The 14823-nt window shown below is 65.1% G+C and carries 14 protein-coding genes; 5 read left to right on the top strand and 9 right to left on the bottom strand.

The genetic code is table 11. The annotated features are described in order from the left end of the window. The 4 genes from AC6CH3_RS12300 to AC6CH3_RS12315 all read left to right on the top strand — a co-directional run bounded on the left by AC6CH3_RS12300 (nt 1) and on the right by AC6CH3_RS12315 (nt 3219). Complete coding sequence (locus AC6CH3_RS12300) at nt 1–852, top strand: class II fructose-bisphosphate aldolase (RefSeq protein WP_498132702.1); 852 nt, start codon at nt 1–3, stop codon at nt 850–852. Next, complete coding sequence (locus tag AC6CH3_RS12305) at nt 849–1754, top strand: aldose 1-epimerase family protein (RefSeq protein ID WP_498132703.1); 906 nt, start codon at nt 849–851, stop codon at nt 1752–1754. The genes AC6CH3_RS12300 and AC6CH3_RS12305 overlap by 4 nt, the downstream gene beginning before the upstream one ends. Before the next feature lie 87 nt (nt 1755–1841). Then, nucleotides 1842–2567 (top strand): SDR family oxidoreductase, encoded by a 726-nt coding sequence (locus tag AC6CH3_RS12310; RefSeq protein ID WP_498132704.1) that lies wholly within the window; start codon nt 1842–1844, stop codon nt 2565–2567. A gap of 271 nt (nt 2568–2838) precedes the next feature. Next, complete coding sequence (locus AC6CH3_RS12315; RefSeq protein ID WP_498132705.1) at nt 2839–3219, top strand: VOC family protein; 381 nt, start codon at nt 2839–2841, stop codon at nt 3217–3219. Nucleotides 3220–3314: 95 nt separating this feature from the next. On the opposite strand, the gene AC6CH3_RS12320 is transcribed toward AC6CH3_RS12315, so the two are convergent. The 7 genes from AC6CH3_RS12320 to AC6CH3_RS12350 all read right to left on the bottom strand — a co-directional run bounded on the left by AC6CH3_RS12320 (nt 3315) and on the right by AC6CH3_RS12350 (nt 11141). Beyond that, nucleotides 3315–4460 carry a flavin-containing monooxygenase gene (locus tag AC6CH3_RS12320; RefSeq protein WP_498132706.1) on the bottom strand — a complete coding sequence of 382 codons (1146 nt, stop codon included), beginning with the start codon at nt 4458–4460 and terminating at the stop codon, nt 3315–3317. After that, the gene (locus tag AC6CH3_RS12325) at nt 4438–4761 is read right to left on the bottom strand and encodes a hypothetical protein (protein WP_498132707.1); all 324 of its coding nucleotides are present in this window, start codon (nt 4759–4761) and stop codon (nt 4438–4440) included. Before AC6CH3_RS12325 ends, AC6CH3_RS12320 begins: the two co-directional genes overlap by 23 nt. A gap of 107 nt (nt 4762–4868) precedes the next feature. Further along, the gene (locus tag AC6CH3_RS12330) at nt 4869–6566 is read right to left on the bottom strand and encodes a helix-turn-helix transcriptional regulator (protein ID WP_498132708.1); all 1698 of its coding nucleotides are present in this window, start codon (nt 6564–6566) and stop codon (nt 4869–4871) included. Nucleotides 6567–6946: 380 nt separating this feature from the next. Beyond that, nucleotides 6947–7561: a DUF4190 domain-containing protein gene (locus AC6CH3_RS12335; RefSeq protein WP_498132709.1), complete on the bottom strand. Its 615-nt coding sequence runs from the start codon at nt 7559–7561 to the stop codon at nt 6947–6949. Nucleotides 7562–8142: 581 nt separating this feature from the next. After that, a complete protein-coding gene (locus AC6CH3_RS12340; protein ID WP_498132710.1) occupies nt 8143–8625 on the bottom strand; it encodes a methyltransferase family protein in 483 nt (160 codons plus the stop codon). A 32-nt stretch (nt 8626–8657) separates the two neighbouring features. Continuing rightward, nucleotides 8658–9479, bottom strand: a complete 822-nt coding sequence (locus AC6CH3_RS12345) for an alpha/beta fold hydrolase (protein WP_498132711.1) — start codon at nt 9477–9479, stop codon at nt 8658–8660. 120 nt (nt 9480–9599) lie between these two features. Further along, complete coding sequence (locus AC6CH3_RS12350; protein ID WP_498132712.1) at nt 9600–11141, bottom strand: alanine/glycine:cation symporter family protein; 1542 nt, start codon at nt 11139–11141, stop codon at nt 9600–9602. 506 nt (nt 11142–11647) lie between these two features. Between AC6CH3_RS12350 and AC6CH3_RS12355 the strand changes: the two genes are divergently transcribed. After that, nucleotides 11648–13492 carry a BCCT family transporter gene (locus AC6CH3_RS12355; RefSeq protein ID WP_498132713.1) on the top strand — a complete coding sequence of 615 codons (1845 nt, stop codon included), beginning with the start codon at nt 11648–11650 and terminating at the stop codon, nt 13490–13492. 246 nt (nt 13493–13738) lie between these two features. Here AC6CH3_RS12355 and AC6CH3_RS12360 read toward each other — a convergent pair whose 3' ends face one another. Beyond that, nucleotides 13739–14242 carry a methyltransferase family protein gene (locus tag AC6CH3_RS12360; protein WP_498132714.1) on the bottom strand — a complete coding sequence of 168 codons (504 nt, stop codon included), beginning with the start codon at nt 14240–14242 and terminating at the stop codon, nt 13739–13741. Further along, entirely contained in the window at nt 14157–14804 is a 648-nt protein-coding gene (locus AC6CH3_RS12365; protein ID WP_498132715.1) for an alpha/beta fold hydrolase, read from the bottom strand. Before AC6CH3_RS12365 ends, AC6CH3_RS12360 begins: the two co-directional genes overlap by 86 nt. Between the last annotated feature and the right edge of the window lie 19 nt (nt 14805–14823).

Consider the following 14823-nt stretch of genomic DNA (forward strand, 5'->3'; position numbering starts at 1 on the left):
ATGACATTGGCACACACCGGGGAGCTCATGCGCGACGCAGTCGGAAGCGGCGTCGGGCTGGCCGCCTTCAACGTCATCAGCCTCGAGCACGGGGAAGCCATCGTTGATGCCGCCGAGCAAACCGAACTGCCTGCCGTGCTGCAGATCAGCGAAAACTGCATCAAGTTCCACCGCGGCCGGCTCAAGCCGCTCGTGAGCGGGCTGGCGGCGCTGGCGGAGTCCTCCCATGCCCGCGTGTCGCTGCACCTGGACCACATCGAGGACGAGCGAATTCTCCGCGAGGCGGCCGGAACTGCCATCACGTCCGTGATGTATGACGGCTCCCGCCTAGGGTTCCAGGACAACGTCGTCGCGACGCGCGACGCAGCCCGGTGGGCCCATCTGCGCGGATGGCACGTCGAGGCTGAGCTCGGAGAAATCGGCGGAAAGAACGGTGCCCACGCCCCCGGAGTGCGCACCAACCCCGTCGAAGCCGCCCGCTTTGCCGCCGATACCGGGGTGGATTCGTTGGCAGTCGCCGTCGGCAGTTCCCATGCCATGACGGCACAGACGGCCCGGCTGGATCATGACCTCATCGCGCGCATCCGGACTGAAGTGGGAGTGCCCCTGGTGCTCCACGGGTCCTCAGGTGTGCCCGACGACGAAGTGGTCCTTGCGGTTGCGTCAGGAATGGTGAAGATCAATCTGGGGACCATCCTGAACGTTGCATTCACGGGTGCGGTCCGCTCCGCGCTGGCCGCCCCGGATATCGTTGATCCCCGCGCCTACCTCGCCCCGGCACGGATGGAAACCGCGGCAGTCGCCGGCAGGTTGTTGCAGGTCGTGGCCAGGCGGCCGGTGGCTGCCCCGTGAACGCCGGTGACTACAGAATTTCCGCAGCCGGCTACAGCGCGGCGGTGACGCAAGAAGGGGCCGCCGTGCGCATGCTCACCCATGATGGCCGTGACCTGATCGTCCCGTTCGCTCCCGGTGAGCCGATGCCCGACTACCGGGGCGCCATCATCGCGCCCTGGCCCAATCGCATTCCTGACGGACGCTACATTTTCGGGGGAGTTGAGCTTACGGTTCCAATCAACGAGCCCTCCAGGGCGGCAGCGCTACACGGCCTGGTTTCCCACGTTCCCTGGACCGTTCTCTACCATGAGCGATCACGCCTGGGACTGCGGCACGTACTCCGCCCGAGCAAGGGCTACCCCTTCGAGATGCTGCTCGACGTCAGCTACGCCGTGGACGAGTCAGGTTTTCACACCACCGTCACTGCCACGAACACCGGGGAACACGCCGCGCCCTACGGGACCTGCCCCCACCCGTACCTCATGGCCGGGCCGTCCCCTTTGGATACCTGGTCACTGGAACTGGACGCAGGCACCTTCCTCGACGTCACACCGGACAGACTCATTCCGCTCCAACGTACCTCCGTGGACGGCACACCATTCGATTACCGCCGCCCCCAACGGCTGGGTAAGAGGGCAATAGACCACGCCTTCACCGATCTCCGTACCATGCCTGGCGAGGACGAGGTACGCCTACAGCTACGGGATCCCCTCGGCACCGGAGTCGCCATGACCTGGGGAGAAGCCTGCCCGTGGGTCCAGCTCCACACCGCGGACCATGAGATTCCCGAACGGCACCGCATCGGACTGGCTGTGGAACCCATGACCTGCCCTCCCAACGCATTCAACACGGGTGACGACCTCGTGATGTTGCTCCCAGGAACGGCCCACAATGCCGGCTGGACCGTTCATGCACTGTGACGCAGCGGCCAGCACCCTTCCAGCCAGGACTGGACTCAGATCGACACCAAAAGTGAAAGCTATCGAATCGACTCAGGCGGTTATGTTATGAACGAAATCATCAGCCATCAACTATCGGGCAAGACTGCTTTCATCACGGGAGCCAGCGGCGGCATTGGTGCGGCCGTCGCCGATGCCCTGTCCAGGTCGGGAGCCGCTGTCTCCATGGTGTCGCGGTCGGGACTGGGTCCCAGTCTTCCCAACAGCTTGACGGTGGCGGCCGATGTCCGGGACCGCGAGGCGATGCAGGGCGCCGCCGAGAAGACGGCGGAGCACTTTGGCGGCATCGACATCGTCGTCGCTAACGCCGGGGTGGGCTCCTGGGCACCCTTCATCGAGACCCCCGACAGCGACGTTCAGGAAATGACGGACGTCAACGTGACGGGCCTCTTCAACACGGTGAGTGCCTCCCTTCCTTACCTGCAAGAAAGAGGCGCAGGAGACATCGTCACTGTTGCATCCGAAGCAGGCCGTCGCGGGCTGCCCGACGAAGCCGTATATGTTGCCACGAAGTTCGCTCAAGTCGGGTTCACACGCTCATTGGACCACGAACTCAGGGCCAGCGGCATCCGGTGCACCAATGTCTGCCCGGGAGGGGTCGCGAGTAACTTTGGGATGGGGCGGGGCCTGCGCCTTCCCGGCATGCCGGAACTGGAAAACATGATGACCCCCGACGACGTGGCCGAGGTAGTCCTGTTCGCACTCACCCGCCCGCGGCACCTGAGGATCCTCGAGGTCGCCTTCCGGCACATGTCCGAACAATCCTGGGGATAGCAGGGCTGTGAGCTCCGGCCTGGCGGGAGGAATTGCCGTAGGTAACGCCTCAGCACTATTTCCGTAGCCGGGAATCGGCTCCATAATGGCCCCGTAAGCTTCGGGGACCCTCGCGCCGATGGTGGCTGGCAGGGCCTGGCAGAGTCCCAGGTGGCCGCCCCGGTATTGGCGGAACGGGCGGCCACGCGGCTACGGGACAAGGACGTTCCGGAAGCGCTTCCGGGGGAGAGCATCGCCATCAACGAGAGAACAAAGCGCAAAGGAAATCATCATGCTCACAGATTCAGACATCATGGCTGTACTTCCGGCGAAGGACATCAACAGGGCGAGGGATTTCTACCGGGACAAGCTGGGGCTGGAGCCTTCCGAGTCCGTGGAGGACGACAACCTGGTGTACCGCGGCGGACACGGAACGGCCTTCCTCGTTTATCAGACAGAGAATGCCGGGACGGCGAAGAACACCCAGATGGGCTGGACCACGGACAACATCGAACGCGAAATGGAGGAGCTGCGGGGCCGCGGCGTCGTCTTTGAAGAGTACGACCAGCCCGGGCTGAAGACGGAGAACGGCGTCTTCACGGATGACTGGGGGAAGTCCGCCTGGTTCCTGGACAGCGAAGGGAACATTCTCAACCTCACCCAGCGCGCGTAGCAGCCAACGCTGAGGGAGAACGACGCCGGCGCTCGCCGCCGTGGTCGCGTCGCGGTCCCGTCGTTGGGCGGAACCGCGGCGCCAGCGTCGATTAGTTACGCCGCCAGTCGGCTTCGGACCCGGGCTGCATCCTGCGGAGCCCGGGTGGCGGCCAGCTGCTTCGCCAGGTACTTGGCGTCCCGGCACACGCCGGGGAGGGTTTCCGATGTTGCCGCGAAGATGTAGTCCTTCCCGAGCAGGTACAGGCCCGGCAGCGCATCCACGATCCCGCGGCGCTGCTGCTTCCGCCAGTCCGCGGGCAGCGCCGCGATGTCCATCCACGGGTAGGCCTCGGTGTAGCCGGTGCACCAGATGACGTTTGCCACCGGAAGGCTCCCGCCGTCGTCGAGCATTACTTCGCCGTCCTGCACTCCGGTGACGCGGGGCACCAGGTGGACGCCGGCGGCGGCGAGGTCCGCGGTCTTGGTGCGGATCAGCGGCTTAGCCATGGCAGCCATCTTGGGCAGCACCTTGCGCCCCACCGGCGTGTTCGTGTTCAGCACGTACATCCCCGCGAACCGGACCATAGGGAGAAGGAACCGGGCCGCGGTCCGGCCGTGCCGGAACGGGATTTCGCCGCTCGGCTTGCCGGCCAGCCAGGTTTCATGCGTGCGGCTGGTTTCCAGGGCGATCTCCGCCCCGGAGTTGCCCACCCCCACCACGAGGACCGGACCGGGCTGGAGCTGGGCCGGGTTCCTGTAGTCGGAGGAGTGGAGCTGTACGACGTCGGACGGCAGGTCCGCCGCAAAGCGCGGCGTCTTGCGCAGGTGGCAGGCGCCGGTGGCGAGGACGACGTTTGCCGCCGTCCAGCGCTGTGCCCCGGCCGTGATATGGAACCGCTGCCCGTCGTGGCTCAGCCGGGTGACCGCGGTGTTGGGCCGGACCGGCAGGTGGAACCGGGAGGCGTAGTCCTCCAGATAGTCCGCCTGCTCGTCCTTGGTGGGGAAGGCGAGACGGTCGCCGGGGAAGGGCCGGCCGGGCAGGCCGTCGTACTTGGCGGGGGTGAACAGGCGCAGCGAATCCCAGCGGTTCCGCCACCCGTCGCCAACCCGTGAGCCGGCGTCGAGAATGACAAAGTTCCGGTGCTGCTGCGCCAGGTAGTAGCCCAGCGCCAGGCCGGACTGTCCGCCGCCGATGATGACGGTGTCGACGGCGGCGGTACCGACGGTGCCGAAGGTGTCAGTTGCTGGGCTGGTGTTCATGGTGGTGCCTCCTTGGTGATGCAGGTTCGGTTTGCTGGGTATGAACAGACCGGAAGCGCAGGTACCAGATGAGCAGCAGCGCTGAGGCCACGACGTAGAAGAGGTGCAGCGCCCAGATCGGCCCCGGCGGGAGGCTGACGACGTACACGGAGTGCACGGCGTTGGCGGCGTTGCTCAGCACGAGGTAGCCGAGGCTGTAGGAGTCAAGATCCCTCGTGTGGAGGGCCTTGAGCAGCATGGGCAGGTAGCTCACCGCGAAGAGGGCGGTGGAAACCATTCCTGCGAGCACCGAGATGTTCATGCCACTAACGCTATTTTTCGGCGCGGCGCGGCGAATCGGGCGAATAACCCATTTCCGGGGCGGAATCCGGCGGGCGGGGAATGGGTAATTCTATGCAGGAGGGGAGGTCAGACGAGTCCGTGCCGGTAGGCGTAGGCTGTGGCCGCGGCCCGGGAGGTCAGGCCCAGCTTGGTGAAGATGTTGCTCAGGTGCCTGGCCACCGTTTTCTCGCTGATGAACAGCTCGGCGGCGATGTCCCGGTTGCTCAGTCCGGCGGAGACGAGCCGGACCACCTCGGTTTCGCGGGCGGTGAGCGGCCCGGCTCCGGCGGCGTGACCGACGTCGTCCGCGGAGGCTGGCAAGTGAGCCGTCCCGGCGTCCGGCGCAGGCGCCGGGTGCTCAAGCGCCGGTGACTGAAGCGCGGGTGTCTCAAGCGCCGACAGCTCCGGTGCGGCGCCGAGCTCGGAAAACACCGCCCGGGCCGCCTTACGCTCCAGCCGGGCGGATTCAACATCGCCGAGCGCGGCGCACAGGCTCGCCAGCAGGGCGCGGCAGCGGGCCGCTTCGAAGGGTGCGTCGAGGCTGAGCCAGCGGGACCATGCACGGCGGAGCGGGACCAGGGCAGCCTGGGGGTCGCCTTCGTGGAAGAGTACAGCGGCCTCGGCCTGCTCGGCGAGGGCGTGCAGCATGGGCATGTCGATCGAGGCGCAGAGCGAGGCCAGCTCCTCCATGGCGGCCCGTGCTGCCGGCGCGTCGCCGGCGGCCAGTTCGATTTCCACCCGGGCGGCGAGCATCCGGCGCCGGTAGTCGGGTCCCACGCCGTCCATGGCCTGCCGGATCATGGACTGGGCCTGGTCCGGCCTGCCTTGGGCCAGGCGGAGGAGAGCCAGCCCGGGCTGCGGCGGGAATCCGGTCTCCTGGGCCTGCAGGTAGGCGGCCTCGGCGGCGTCGAAGTCGCCCCGGAGCCGGTGGATTTGGCCCTGCTCGTAAAAGCCGCCGTAGGTGGCCATCCGGTCGCCGCGGAAGGCGAGGTCCAGCGCGGTTTTGGCCGCGTCGATCGCCTCGGTCCAGGCGCCGTGCAGCCGGTACAGCTCGGCCCTGTGCATCTGGCACTGGCCGCTGAAGGCCACCAGCTGCTGTTGCGCGTCGCACCACCGGTCCAGCGCCCGTGTCCACTCGTGGGCGCGGTGCACGTCGAAGGCCAGATGGCAGGTTTCGATCACCGCGCAGTAGATGATCCCGGCGGCCACCGGGGATATTTCCCCGACGGTGACGGCCACCATGGCTTCGTCGAGCAGGGCCAGGCCGTCGTGGAGCTGGCCCAGCATGATCTTTGCCTGCCCGAGGCCCAGCATGCCGAGGGTCGCCGAGTCGGCGTCGCCACGTTCCCGTCCGAGGTCGGCGGCCAGGGTGAAGGCTTCCGCGGCGGTGGCGCCGTCGCCCTGGTAGAGGGCGCCCAGCCCGGCGGGGATGGACAGCAGGCCCTCGCAGGGGCAGGGCTCGGTCAGGTCCTCGACGATCCGGCGCGCGCGGGCCAGCCAGCCGGCGCTGCGGGCCATTTCGCCCAGCAGCATGAGGTTCATGCCGGTCCAGAAGGCGCAGCGGACGGCGGCGGGATAGTCGCCGTCGGCGAGGTACTTCAGGTGCGCCCGGGCCAGGATGTCCACTCCCTCGAGGGCCCGCCCGGTGAGGAACACGGAGGTGGCCAGCTGTTCGAGGTCGCCGGCCGGCAGTTCGGCGTCGCGGTCGGCCGCGGTGTACTGCCCGACGGCGTCCGGCCAGCGCCGTTCGGCGTAGGCTTCCCGGCCCTCTGCAAGCGTCGACATCGCTTCTCCCGTTCCCGGTGGCGGGTCTGAGCCTGTGGGGGGTTGCCGGTGCCGGCACTCTCGGAACCGGTGGTGGGCGGCGCGGCCCGTCATCTGGTTTTCAGGCTACCGCCGGGGTTAAGGGGCGGCAAGGTGCGGGAGCACTCGTCACGGGGTCCTCCGTCTCGGGGCCAGGCACACGACGTGAGGCGAGTCGGCGCGTCCTCGGCGACTCGCTCCGGGCACTCCCACAGGACCATGTGAGCAACGTTGGGGTAGACCTTCAACGCCGCGCCGTGATCCAAGCCGCGAGGGCTTCCTGGCCGCTGCGTATGGTTCCTGGGAAGGGTGATTCGCTGGCACGGGCGATCGACTCGACTTCCCGTGCCAGCGGATCTGGTCTATTTACCCCAGGTGCTTCCCGAGCAGTGAGCGCGGGCACCGGTGCCTTTACCCGTGTTCTTCCCTGCGCTCTTGCCGTCGATCAGGATCTCGCAAGTGACAGCGGCGGAAGCGTCGGTGTAGCTCCCGGTGACGGAGAGGCTCGTGATACTGAGTTCCTTCGAGGTGATGGACTTTTTCCATCCAGCCGTGATGTCCTCCGTGGAGCTTCCCCCCGGTGTCCAGTATGAAATGCTTGCCGGACCTGACGTAGTGACGACATACTCCACCGTGTGCTCGGCATTGATGCTTTCGTCAATGGAGTTCGCAACAGCGCTCACGCCGGCGGTCACCATTCCGGCGACGATGAGGCTGACGACGCCGAGGATGAAACCAGTGACTGCCATGCCCTTTTTTCGATTCTTAAGGAATAAGGCGATGATGCCGAGGATAATGGCGACGGGGCCGAGGAAAAAGGCAATCATTCCTACCAGCGGAATCATGCTGAATACTGCGGCAACGATGCCAACCACGAGAGCCGCGACTCCCAGACCGTTTTTGCGCTCATCCTCGACCAATTTGACATGATGAATCCGTGGCTGATCGGCGATCGGAATTGTTTGATTCTCTGACACTTTTCCCCTTTTCAATGTGTTCTATTCAAGGCGTTCTGATCCGGTGGAGTCCGGTTGACTGATGCAGATACGCCATTGTCGATCGCTACGGCCCTTGAATTCATGACCTGCCGTCACCAGGAGAATCATCGTGGAGAGCTTGTTGTAGCAAAAAAATTATGTCTCAAATTCCTTTTATCTAACCGAATTTGCCGAATTCCTTAGGGAATACTGCGGGAAGGCTCAGGAGAAGTTGATGCAGCCGACCGTCGCTGCACCAAAGCTCTCATTAGGAGCAGTTGCGGATTCGATCCAACGATCAAATGCGGGAGATGCACATGGCTTCGGTGTGACGCCTTCACCCTGCAGCAGTGGGCCATGGTGATCAGCGACGCGCGAACGGACGTGCAGTGCGGTGGAGATGTTGTCGACGCATAACCTCGAAGGGAAACGGAGGAACTGCGGCGCCGCGGCGTTGTCTTTTAGAATCACGGCATGCCCGGGGTGAAGACGGATGCCGGCATTGACACGAAAGATCAGGGGAAGTGCGCTTGGTTGGAAAGCGATGGAACGTTCTCAACATCACTCAAGGCGGGTGACAGCTAACGCCCGAGCTGAGTCACCGGCAACCCGAGGTAGCGCGGAACCTTTTCTGCGTATTCAGGGTAGGACCGTCCGAAGTGCTCGGCCAGTATGGCCTCTTCGTGAAGGACGCCGCGGTGTTCTGCTATGACTTCGGGCGGCAGCGTCACGAGGACCCATGCGGAACCTGTCAAGGTTCCTGCGCCAAGGCGGAGAAACCACCAGCCGACATACATGGGGTGGCGGGTGAACGCGTAAGGGCCGCTGGTGACCAGTTCTTCCGGCCGCTCGAGCTCGAAGGGGCCCGCGGAGCGGCGTCGCCGTTCAGCAAGAGCCCAAACATTCAGACCGACGCCGGCGAGCAGCAGCCCCAGCCCCGCCGTCCGCTGGAGTGGGCGGGAGCCGGGCAGCGGCAACGGATGGAGTCTGGCGAGGAGGGCATCCATGGCCAGCCCGATTGCCTGGCCGGCCGGCAGTGGAAGGTTTTCATAAACCTCCTGCAACCTTCCAGCTAATGAGGCTGCATAGCGGCCAGTCACAGTGCATCCCATGGCTGGCGGGCGTCAGCAAAGGAGCGGAAGAACGCCGTCGCATCCTCTGCCACCCGCTCCGGGCATTCCCACAGGACCATGTGCGCCACATCGGGGTAGACCTTCAACACCGCGCCCGCGATCCGGGCCGCGAGGGCTTCCTGGTCGTTGCGTGGCAGCAGGTTGTCCCGGGCGCCCCAGAGGATCAGCGTGGGCGCCTCGATGGTCCCAGCTTCCGTGGGCGGGGTGGCCGCGGTCAGGCCGTTCAGGATGGCTTTCCACGCGTGGGCGGGCATCCTGAGGCCGTCGCGAACGCGGTCCTCGAGGAACCACTGCGGAACCTCGTGCAGCAGGGGAAACCAGGACAGCGAGTCACGGACCCAGCCCTCGTCGAGGGGGTCGGTCAGCCGGTCCACTTCGTCGGCGAAGGCGCGCCGGCCCCGAAGGCTCAGGGGACAGCCCACCAGCACCAGTGCCGCGACCTGCTCGGGGTGCATCGTGGCCAGCTGCTGGGCTATGTAGCCGCCGCTAGAGGAGCCGACGACGAAGGCCCGCTGCACGTTGAGGGCGTCTAGGATCGCCGCGGCATCCTCGGCCTGTTCTGACAGGGAATAGCCGTCCTCCGGTTTGTCTGCCTCGCCCTGCCCGCGGAGGTCGGGAGCGTAGATCCTGAAACCGGTCAGCAGGGGTATCAGGCGGTCAAAGCTGCCGCGGGATTCGCCCCACGCATGCAGCAGCAATACCGGTTTCGCACCGGCGTCGCCCTGGACGAGGCACGGCACCGTGATGCCGGTGCGGAGCCGGAGATCCCGGACCTCGGATTCCATAGCCTCAGGGTACGCCGCGTCAGGACCGGGGGTGGCAGCGGACCGCGCCCAGTGTTGCCGGGGCGGGGCGGGGTGTGACCGTGCGCCGCGTGAACGGCGCGGCGCACGGTGCACTGCGCTCTAGATCCGCGCGGATTCCTTTTCGACGTCGGTCGTCTTGTAGGACTCCCAGAAGGTGGCCCCGGTGATGTCGAGGGGCCGCGGGTCGAAGACCGGGTCGAGGCCGAGCTTCTGCTGCCTTTCGAAGTCCCTGAGCGCCTTGAAGGCGGGCTTCTGCAGGATCAGGATGCCCACGATGTTCAGCCAAGCCATGAGGCCGACGCCAATGTCGCCCATCACCCACGCGTCGGCAGCCGTGTTCACGCAGCCGTAGGCGACGGCGATGAGGATCAGCACCTGCAGGGCCATGGTGGTCACCCGTCCGACGCTGGCCCGGATACCGGGAATCATCTTGTTCGAGGATTTGCCTACCAGGAAGCGCAGGTTGGTCTCAGCCATGTAGTAGTAGGCGATGACCGTGGTCAGGCAGAAGAAGATCAGCGTGATCGCGATGAAGGCGGCGCCGACGCCGGGGAAGACGGAGTCGAAGCCGGTCTGCACGAACTGGGGCCCGACGGTGGCGGTGGCAGAAAGCAGTCCGCCCTCGGCGAGGATGTCGCCGTCTTCGGTGCCTCCGGAGAAGACACGGTAGGCCCCCGTCGAGAGGATCAGGAAGCCGGTGGCCGAGCACACGAACAGCGTGTCGATGTAGACCGCGAAGGCCTGGACCAGGCCCTGCTTCGCCGGATGGGATACCTCGGCGGCGGCCGCGGCGTGCGGACCCGTTCCCTGGCCGGCCTCGTTCGAGTAGACGCCGCGCTTGACGCCCCACATCACGGCCAGGCCGATGATGGCGCCGAGGGCCGAATCCATGCCCAGGGCGCTGCGGAACACCAGCGCCAGGATCTCCGGCAGCTGGCCGGCATTGATGAAGACGACGATCAGGGCAAGGAAGATGTAGCCGACGGCCATGAACGGCACGACGAATGAGGCGACGCTGGCGATGCGCTTCACGCCGCCGATGATGACAAACGCCAGGAGGATGACGGAGCCAACGGAAACCATCCACGGTTCGATGGTCCATGCGCCGCCGATTGCGGTGGCCATCGAGTTGGCCTGGACACCCGGCATCAGAACGCCACAGGCCAGAACGGTCACGGCGGCGAACACGTAGCCGTAGACCTTGAAGAACCCGGCGCCCTTGGTGTGGGCGAGCGCGCGGGAGAAGTAGTAGGCCGGGCCGCCGCGGTACTCGCCGGTCAGCGGGTCGCGTGCCTTGTAGATCTGGCCGAGGGTCGACTCGACGAACGACGTCGATGCGCCCAGGAAGGCGACGACCCACATCCAGAACAAGGCGCCCGGTCCGCCGAAGGCGATCGCTGTGGCGACGCCGGCGATGTTACCGGTACCGACGCGGCCGGACAGGGACATCGCCAGAGCCTGGAACGAGGAGACGCCGGAGGCGGACTTCTCACCCCGGACCAGCTGCAGGATCATTCCCTTGACGTGCCGGACCTGCAGGAAGCGTGTGCGGATGGAGAAATAGACGCCGGTGGCGAGGCAGAGATAGACAAGCCAGTCGCTCCAGATCACGCTGTTGATGGCTGATAAGGCATCGCTCATAAGTGTGGGTTCCCTCCAGGAAAGAGCGCGGGTGATGCGGTTGGTGCTGCGCGTGGCCGGTGGACGCAGTGACGCGCACCGCACCAAAACCTGTGAAGCATCTCACAAAGTGTCGGTGTTGGTCCATTTGGCCATCACGGGTGGTCAGATGACTCTTCAATCTGAGGTGACCTGCAGCGGAGCGCGATTGCCATCGCACTCCGGCCACGGGCCGGTTTCCAACGTTGAGCAAACCTGCCCTAAAAATGCAGGGGATCTTAAGTAGGGCAGATTCTTTGCGTACGACGTCGGCACCTGTTTGGTGTCGACGTCACCCTGCCTGAATGCCTGGGGCCTGGCCGGGGCCATCCTCGGCGGGACGGCCCCGTTCATCATCGCCACCGGATCGAGCGTCCTTCCGCTCTCAGTAGTGCTGATGTTCCGTAAACCTGCAGGCTTAACCTTGGACTACAGAGGAATTTACTAGAGCAGTCTGAGCGCTCTACGCGGATAAGGAGGAACTGGGAATGTCCGCCACACCAGGCACCAGGACCATCAGTCAACCAGCGGGGGACCTTCCGCCTGCCCCCAAAGAACGGGCGAACCAACTCGCCAGATGGGTCTTCTGGCCCGCCGCCGTCATCATCATCGTGTTCGTCCTCTTCGCCGCGATCTTCCCGGCCGCCGCTACAGACCTCTTTGGCGCGATCCAGGGCAACGTCATCAGATGGTTCGGCTGGTACTACGTCGCAGCGATTGCCCTCTTCGTAGCATTCGCGCTTTGGATCGGCCTCGGCCACTACGGCAACATCAAACTCGGCAAAGACGAGGATGAACCCGAGTTCTCCGTTATGTCCTGGTTCGCCCTCCTGTTCGCCGCCGGCATGGGGATTGGCCTGGTCTTCTTCGGTGTGGCCGAGCCCCTGAACCACTTCGCCTCTCCCCGTCCGGGTGTGGAAGGTTCGCCTCTGGAGCTCGCCCAGCAGGCGATGACGCAGACGTACCTCCACTGGGGCCTGCATGCGTGGGCCATCTACGTTGTGGTGGGGGTAGCTATTGCCTACGCCGTGCATCGCAAGAACCACCCCATCTCCATTCGGTGGGCCTTGGAGCCGCTTTTGGGCCACAGGCGTGTAGCCGGCGCGTGGGGCAACCTGATCGACGTTGTCGCCCTGGTGGGTACGCTCTTTGGCGTAGCTGCCTCACTGGGTCTCGGCGTCCTGCAGATTTCTGCCGGTCTGGAGCAAGCCAACATCGTTCAGGCCACCACTATGACGCAGATCGGCCTGATCCTCGGCATCATCACATTGACCATCGTTTCCGTGGTGTCAGGTGTGGCCAGGGGCATGAAGTGGCTGTCCAACACCAACCTGGTCCTGGCCGCATTGCTGATGCTCGTGGTGCTGTTCACCGGCCCCACACTGTTCCTGCTGCGCGAGTTCGTGCAGTCCCTCGGCCATTACCTGCAGAACGTCGTAGGCCTTACGTTCAACACCTTGGCCTTCTCCGGCGCGGAGGGTGAAGCCTGGCAAGCAGCCTGGACCACCTTCTACTGGGGCTGGTGGATCTCTTGGGCACCTTTCGTCGGCATCTTTATTGCCCGCATTTCAAAGGGCCGTACCGTCCGGCAGTTCGTTGCCGGCGTCCTGCTGGTGCCTACCACCGTCGGATTCCTATGGTTCTCCGTCCTGGGCGGCGCGGCGATCTACCGCGAACTGTTCGGCGCCGCGGGCCTGATCGGTGACGACGGCAGCGTGGACACCGAGGGCGCACTGTTCAACCTCCTGGGCAGCCTTCCCGGCGGCGCGATCCTGACGGTGGGTGCCATCCTCCTGATCGCCATCTTCTTCATCACTTCGGCAGACTCCGGTTCACTGGTGATGGGCATGATTTCCACGGGAGGCGATGTGGAGCCGAAGAACTGGTTGCGCGTCTTCTGGGCGCTGGCAGCTGCCGCCGTTGCCATCGCACTACTCCTGTCCAACGGTTTGCAAGCAATCCAAACGGCGGCCATTCTGACGGCAGTGCCTTTCAGTGTGGTCATCGTTCTGATGTGCGTTTCCACAGCCAAGGCTTTCCATCGGGAACACGCCATCCTGATGAGAGCCCAACGCAAGCTTGCCCGCGACCAGATGACTGCACATGTCACCGAACAGGTGCAGGACTCCGTTCATGACTCCGTTCAGGAGCATTACCAGGAGCACGTTGCGGAGCAGATCCACGACTCGGTCCAAGAGCACTACCAGGAGCACCTGGCAGACCAGGTCACCGAGGCTGTGGAGGCGCAGCTCAGTGAACGGCTCGCTGCGGAGGACGTCCCTGACCACGAAGCACCAATGACCGGAACGTCCACGGAGAAGCGCAACCCGTAAAGACTGCTTCTGCATGGTGCAGTTAACTTGCCGCGTTCTGTCGGAGTGAAGCGCCGCCGTGCTGAGATTGGCCTAGCGAGGGTGCAGCTGTCAGTGCGCGACAGGTGTCGCTCACTTGTCTGAGTATGTCGACTTCGTTCAGGACCACCAGGACGCCTTGACTCAGCATCACCGCCACACTCGTCATGCGCCCGCGTAATCTTTAGCGTCCGCTGGGGAACCGTGTACGCGACGGCTTGATATAGCTCACCGTTCAGGTGAGCCCTTGTCCTCATCGTCCGGCTTCGGCAGGACCATACTAGGTTGGCTTCCTCGGCCTTTTTTACCGATCCGCTCCTGGCTGTATCTTTCAACCTGGGTGGCGTGGTTGCCGCCCCATGGCGGGAGCTCGAGGTAGCAACGAACCTTTTCCGCGTAGTCAGGGTAGGTCCGTCCGAAGAGCTCGGCCAGCTGGTCCTTTTCGCGGAGGACGCCGCGGTGTTCTGTGAGAACTTCGAGCGGCAGCGTCGCGAGGACCCACGCGGAACCTGCCGAAATTCCCGCGCCGAGGCGGAGAAACCACCAGCCGACGTACATGGGATGGCGGGTGAACGCGTAAGGGCCGCTGGTGACCTGTTCCTCCGGCTGCTCCAGCTCGAAAGGGCCCGTCGAGCGGCGTCCTCGTTCAGCATGCGCCCAAAGATGAGGCCGACGCCGGCGAGCGTGGATGGTTCCCGATTTCCGTGGGCGGTGTGGCGCCGCACAGGGCATCGAGGATGGCTTTCCATGCGTGGGCGGGCATCCTGAGGCCGTCGCGAACGCGGTCGTCAATGAACCACGCGGGAATCTCGTGCAGCATGGGAAACCAGGTCAGGGAATCCCGGACCCAGCCCTCGTCGAGCGGGTCGGTGAGGGCGTCCACCTCGTCGGCGAACGAGAGTGGGCCGTGGAGACTCAGGGGAGCGCCCACCAGCACCAGAGCCGCGACGCGCTCCGGGTTGGTGGCGGCCAGCTGTTGGGCGACGTAGCCGCCGCTGGAGGAGCCGACGACGAATGCCCGGGGCACGTTGAGGGCGTTCAGGATCGCTGCGGCATCCTCGGCCTGTTCTGCCAGGGAGTAGCCGTCCTCCGGTTTGTCCGCCTCGCCCTGCCCGCGGAGGTCCGGCGCACAGACCCTGAAGCCCGCCGGTCGGGGAATCAGACGGTCGACGCTTCCGCGGGATTCGCCCCATGCATGCAGCAGCAATACCGGCTTCCCAACGGCGTCGCCCTGGACGAGGCACGGCACCGTGATGCCGGTGCGGAGCCGGAGGTCCCGGACTTCGGCTTCCATAGCCTCAGGGTACGCCGCG

The sequence above is a fragment of the Arthrobacter sp. GQ119 genome (assembly GCF_059759125.1).

Bases quoted from the DNA above. Each gene is read 5' to 3' on its own strand.
- AC6CH3_RS12300 (WP_498132702.1), top strand. From the start codon at position 1: ATGACATTGGCACACACCGGGGAGCTCATGCGCGACGCAGTCGGAAGC.
- AC6CH3_RS12325 (WP_498132707.1), bottom strand. From the start codon at position 4,761: ATGAACATCTCGGTGCTCGCAGGAATGGTTTCCACCGCCCTCTTCGCG.
- AC6CH3_RS12350 (WP_498132712.1), bottom strand. From the start codon at position 11,141: ATGAGCGATGCCTTATCAGCCATCAACAGCGTGATCTGGAGCGACTGG.
- AC6CH3_RS12355 (WP_498132713.1), top strand. From the start codon at position 11,648: ATGTCCGCCACACCAGGCACCAGGACCATCAGTCAACCAGCGGGGGAC.
- AC6CH3_RS12365 (WP_498132715.1), bottom strand. From the start codon at position 14,804: ATGGAAGCCGAAGTCCGGGACCTCCGGCTCCGCACCGGCATCACGGTG.
- AC6CH3_RS12320 (WP_498132706.1), bottom strand. From the start codon at position 4,460: ATGAACACCAGCCCAGCAACTGACACCTTCGGCACCGTCGGTACCGCC.
- AC6CH3_RS12315 (WP_498132705.1), top strand. From the start codon at position 2,839: ATGCTCACAGATTCAGACATCATGGCTGTACTTCCGGCGAAGGACATC.
- AC6CH3_RS12345 (WP_498132711.1), bottom strand. From the start codon at position 9,479: ATGGAATCCGAGGTCCGGGATCTCCGGCTCCGCACCGGCATCACGGTG.
- AC6CH3_RS12360 (WP_498132714.1), bottom strand. From the start codon at position 14,242: ATGCCCTGTGCGGCGCCACACCGCCCACGGAAATCGGGAACCATCCAC.
- AC6CH3_RS12330 (WP_498132708.1), bottom strand. From the start codon at position 6,566: ATGTCGACGCTTGCAGAGGGCCGGGAAGCCTACGCCGAACGGCGCTGG.
- AC6CH3_RS12310 (WP_498132704.1), top strand. From the start codon at position 1,842: ATGAACGAAATCATCAGCCATCAACTATCGGGCAAGACTGCTTTCATC.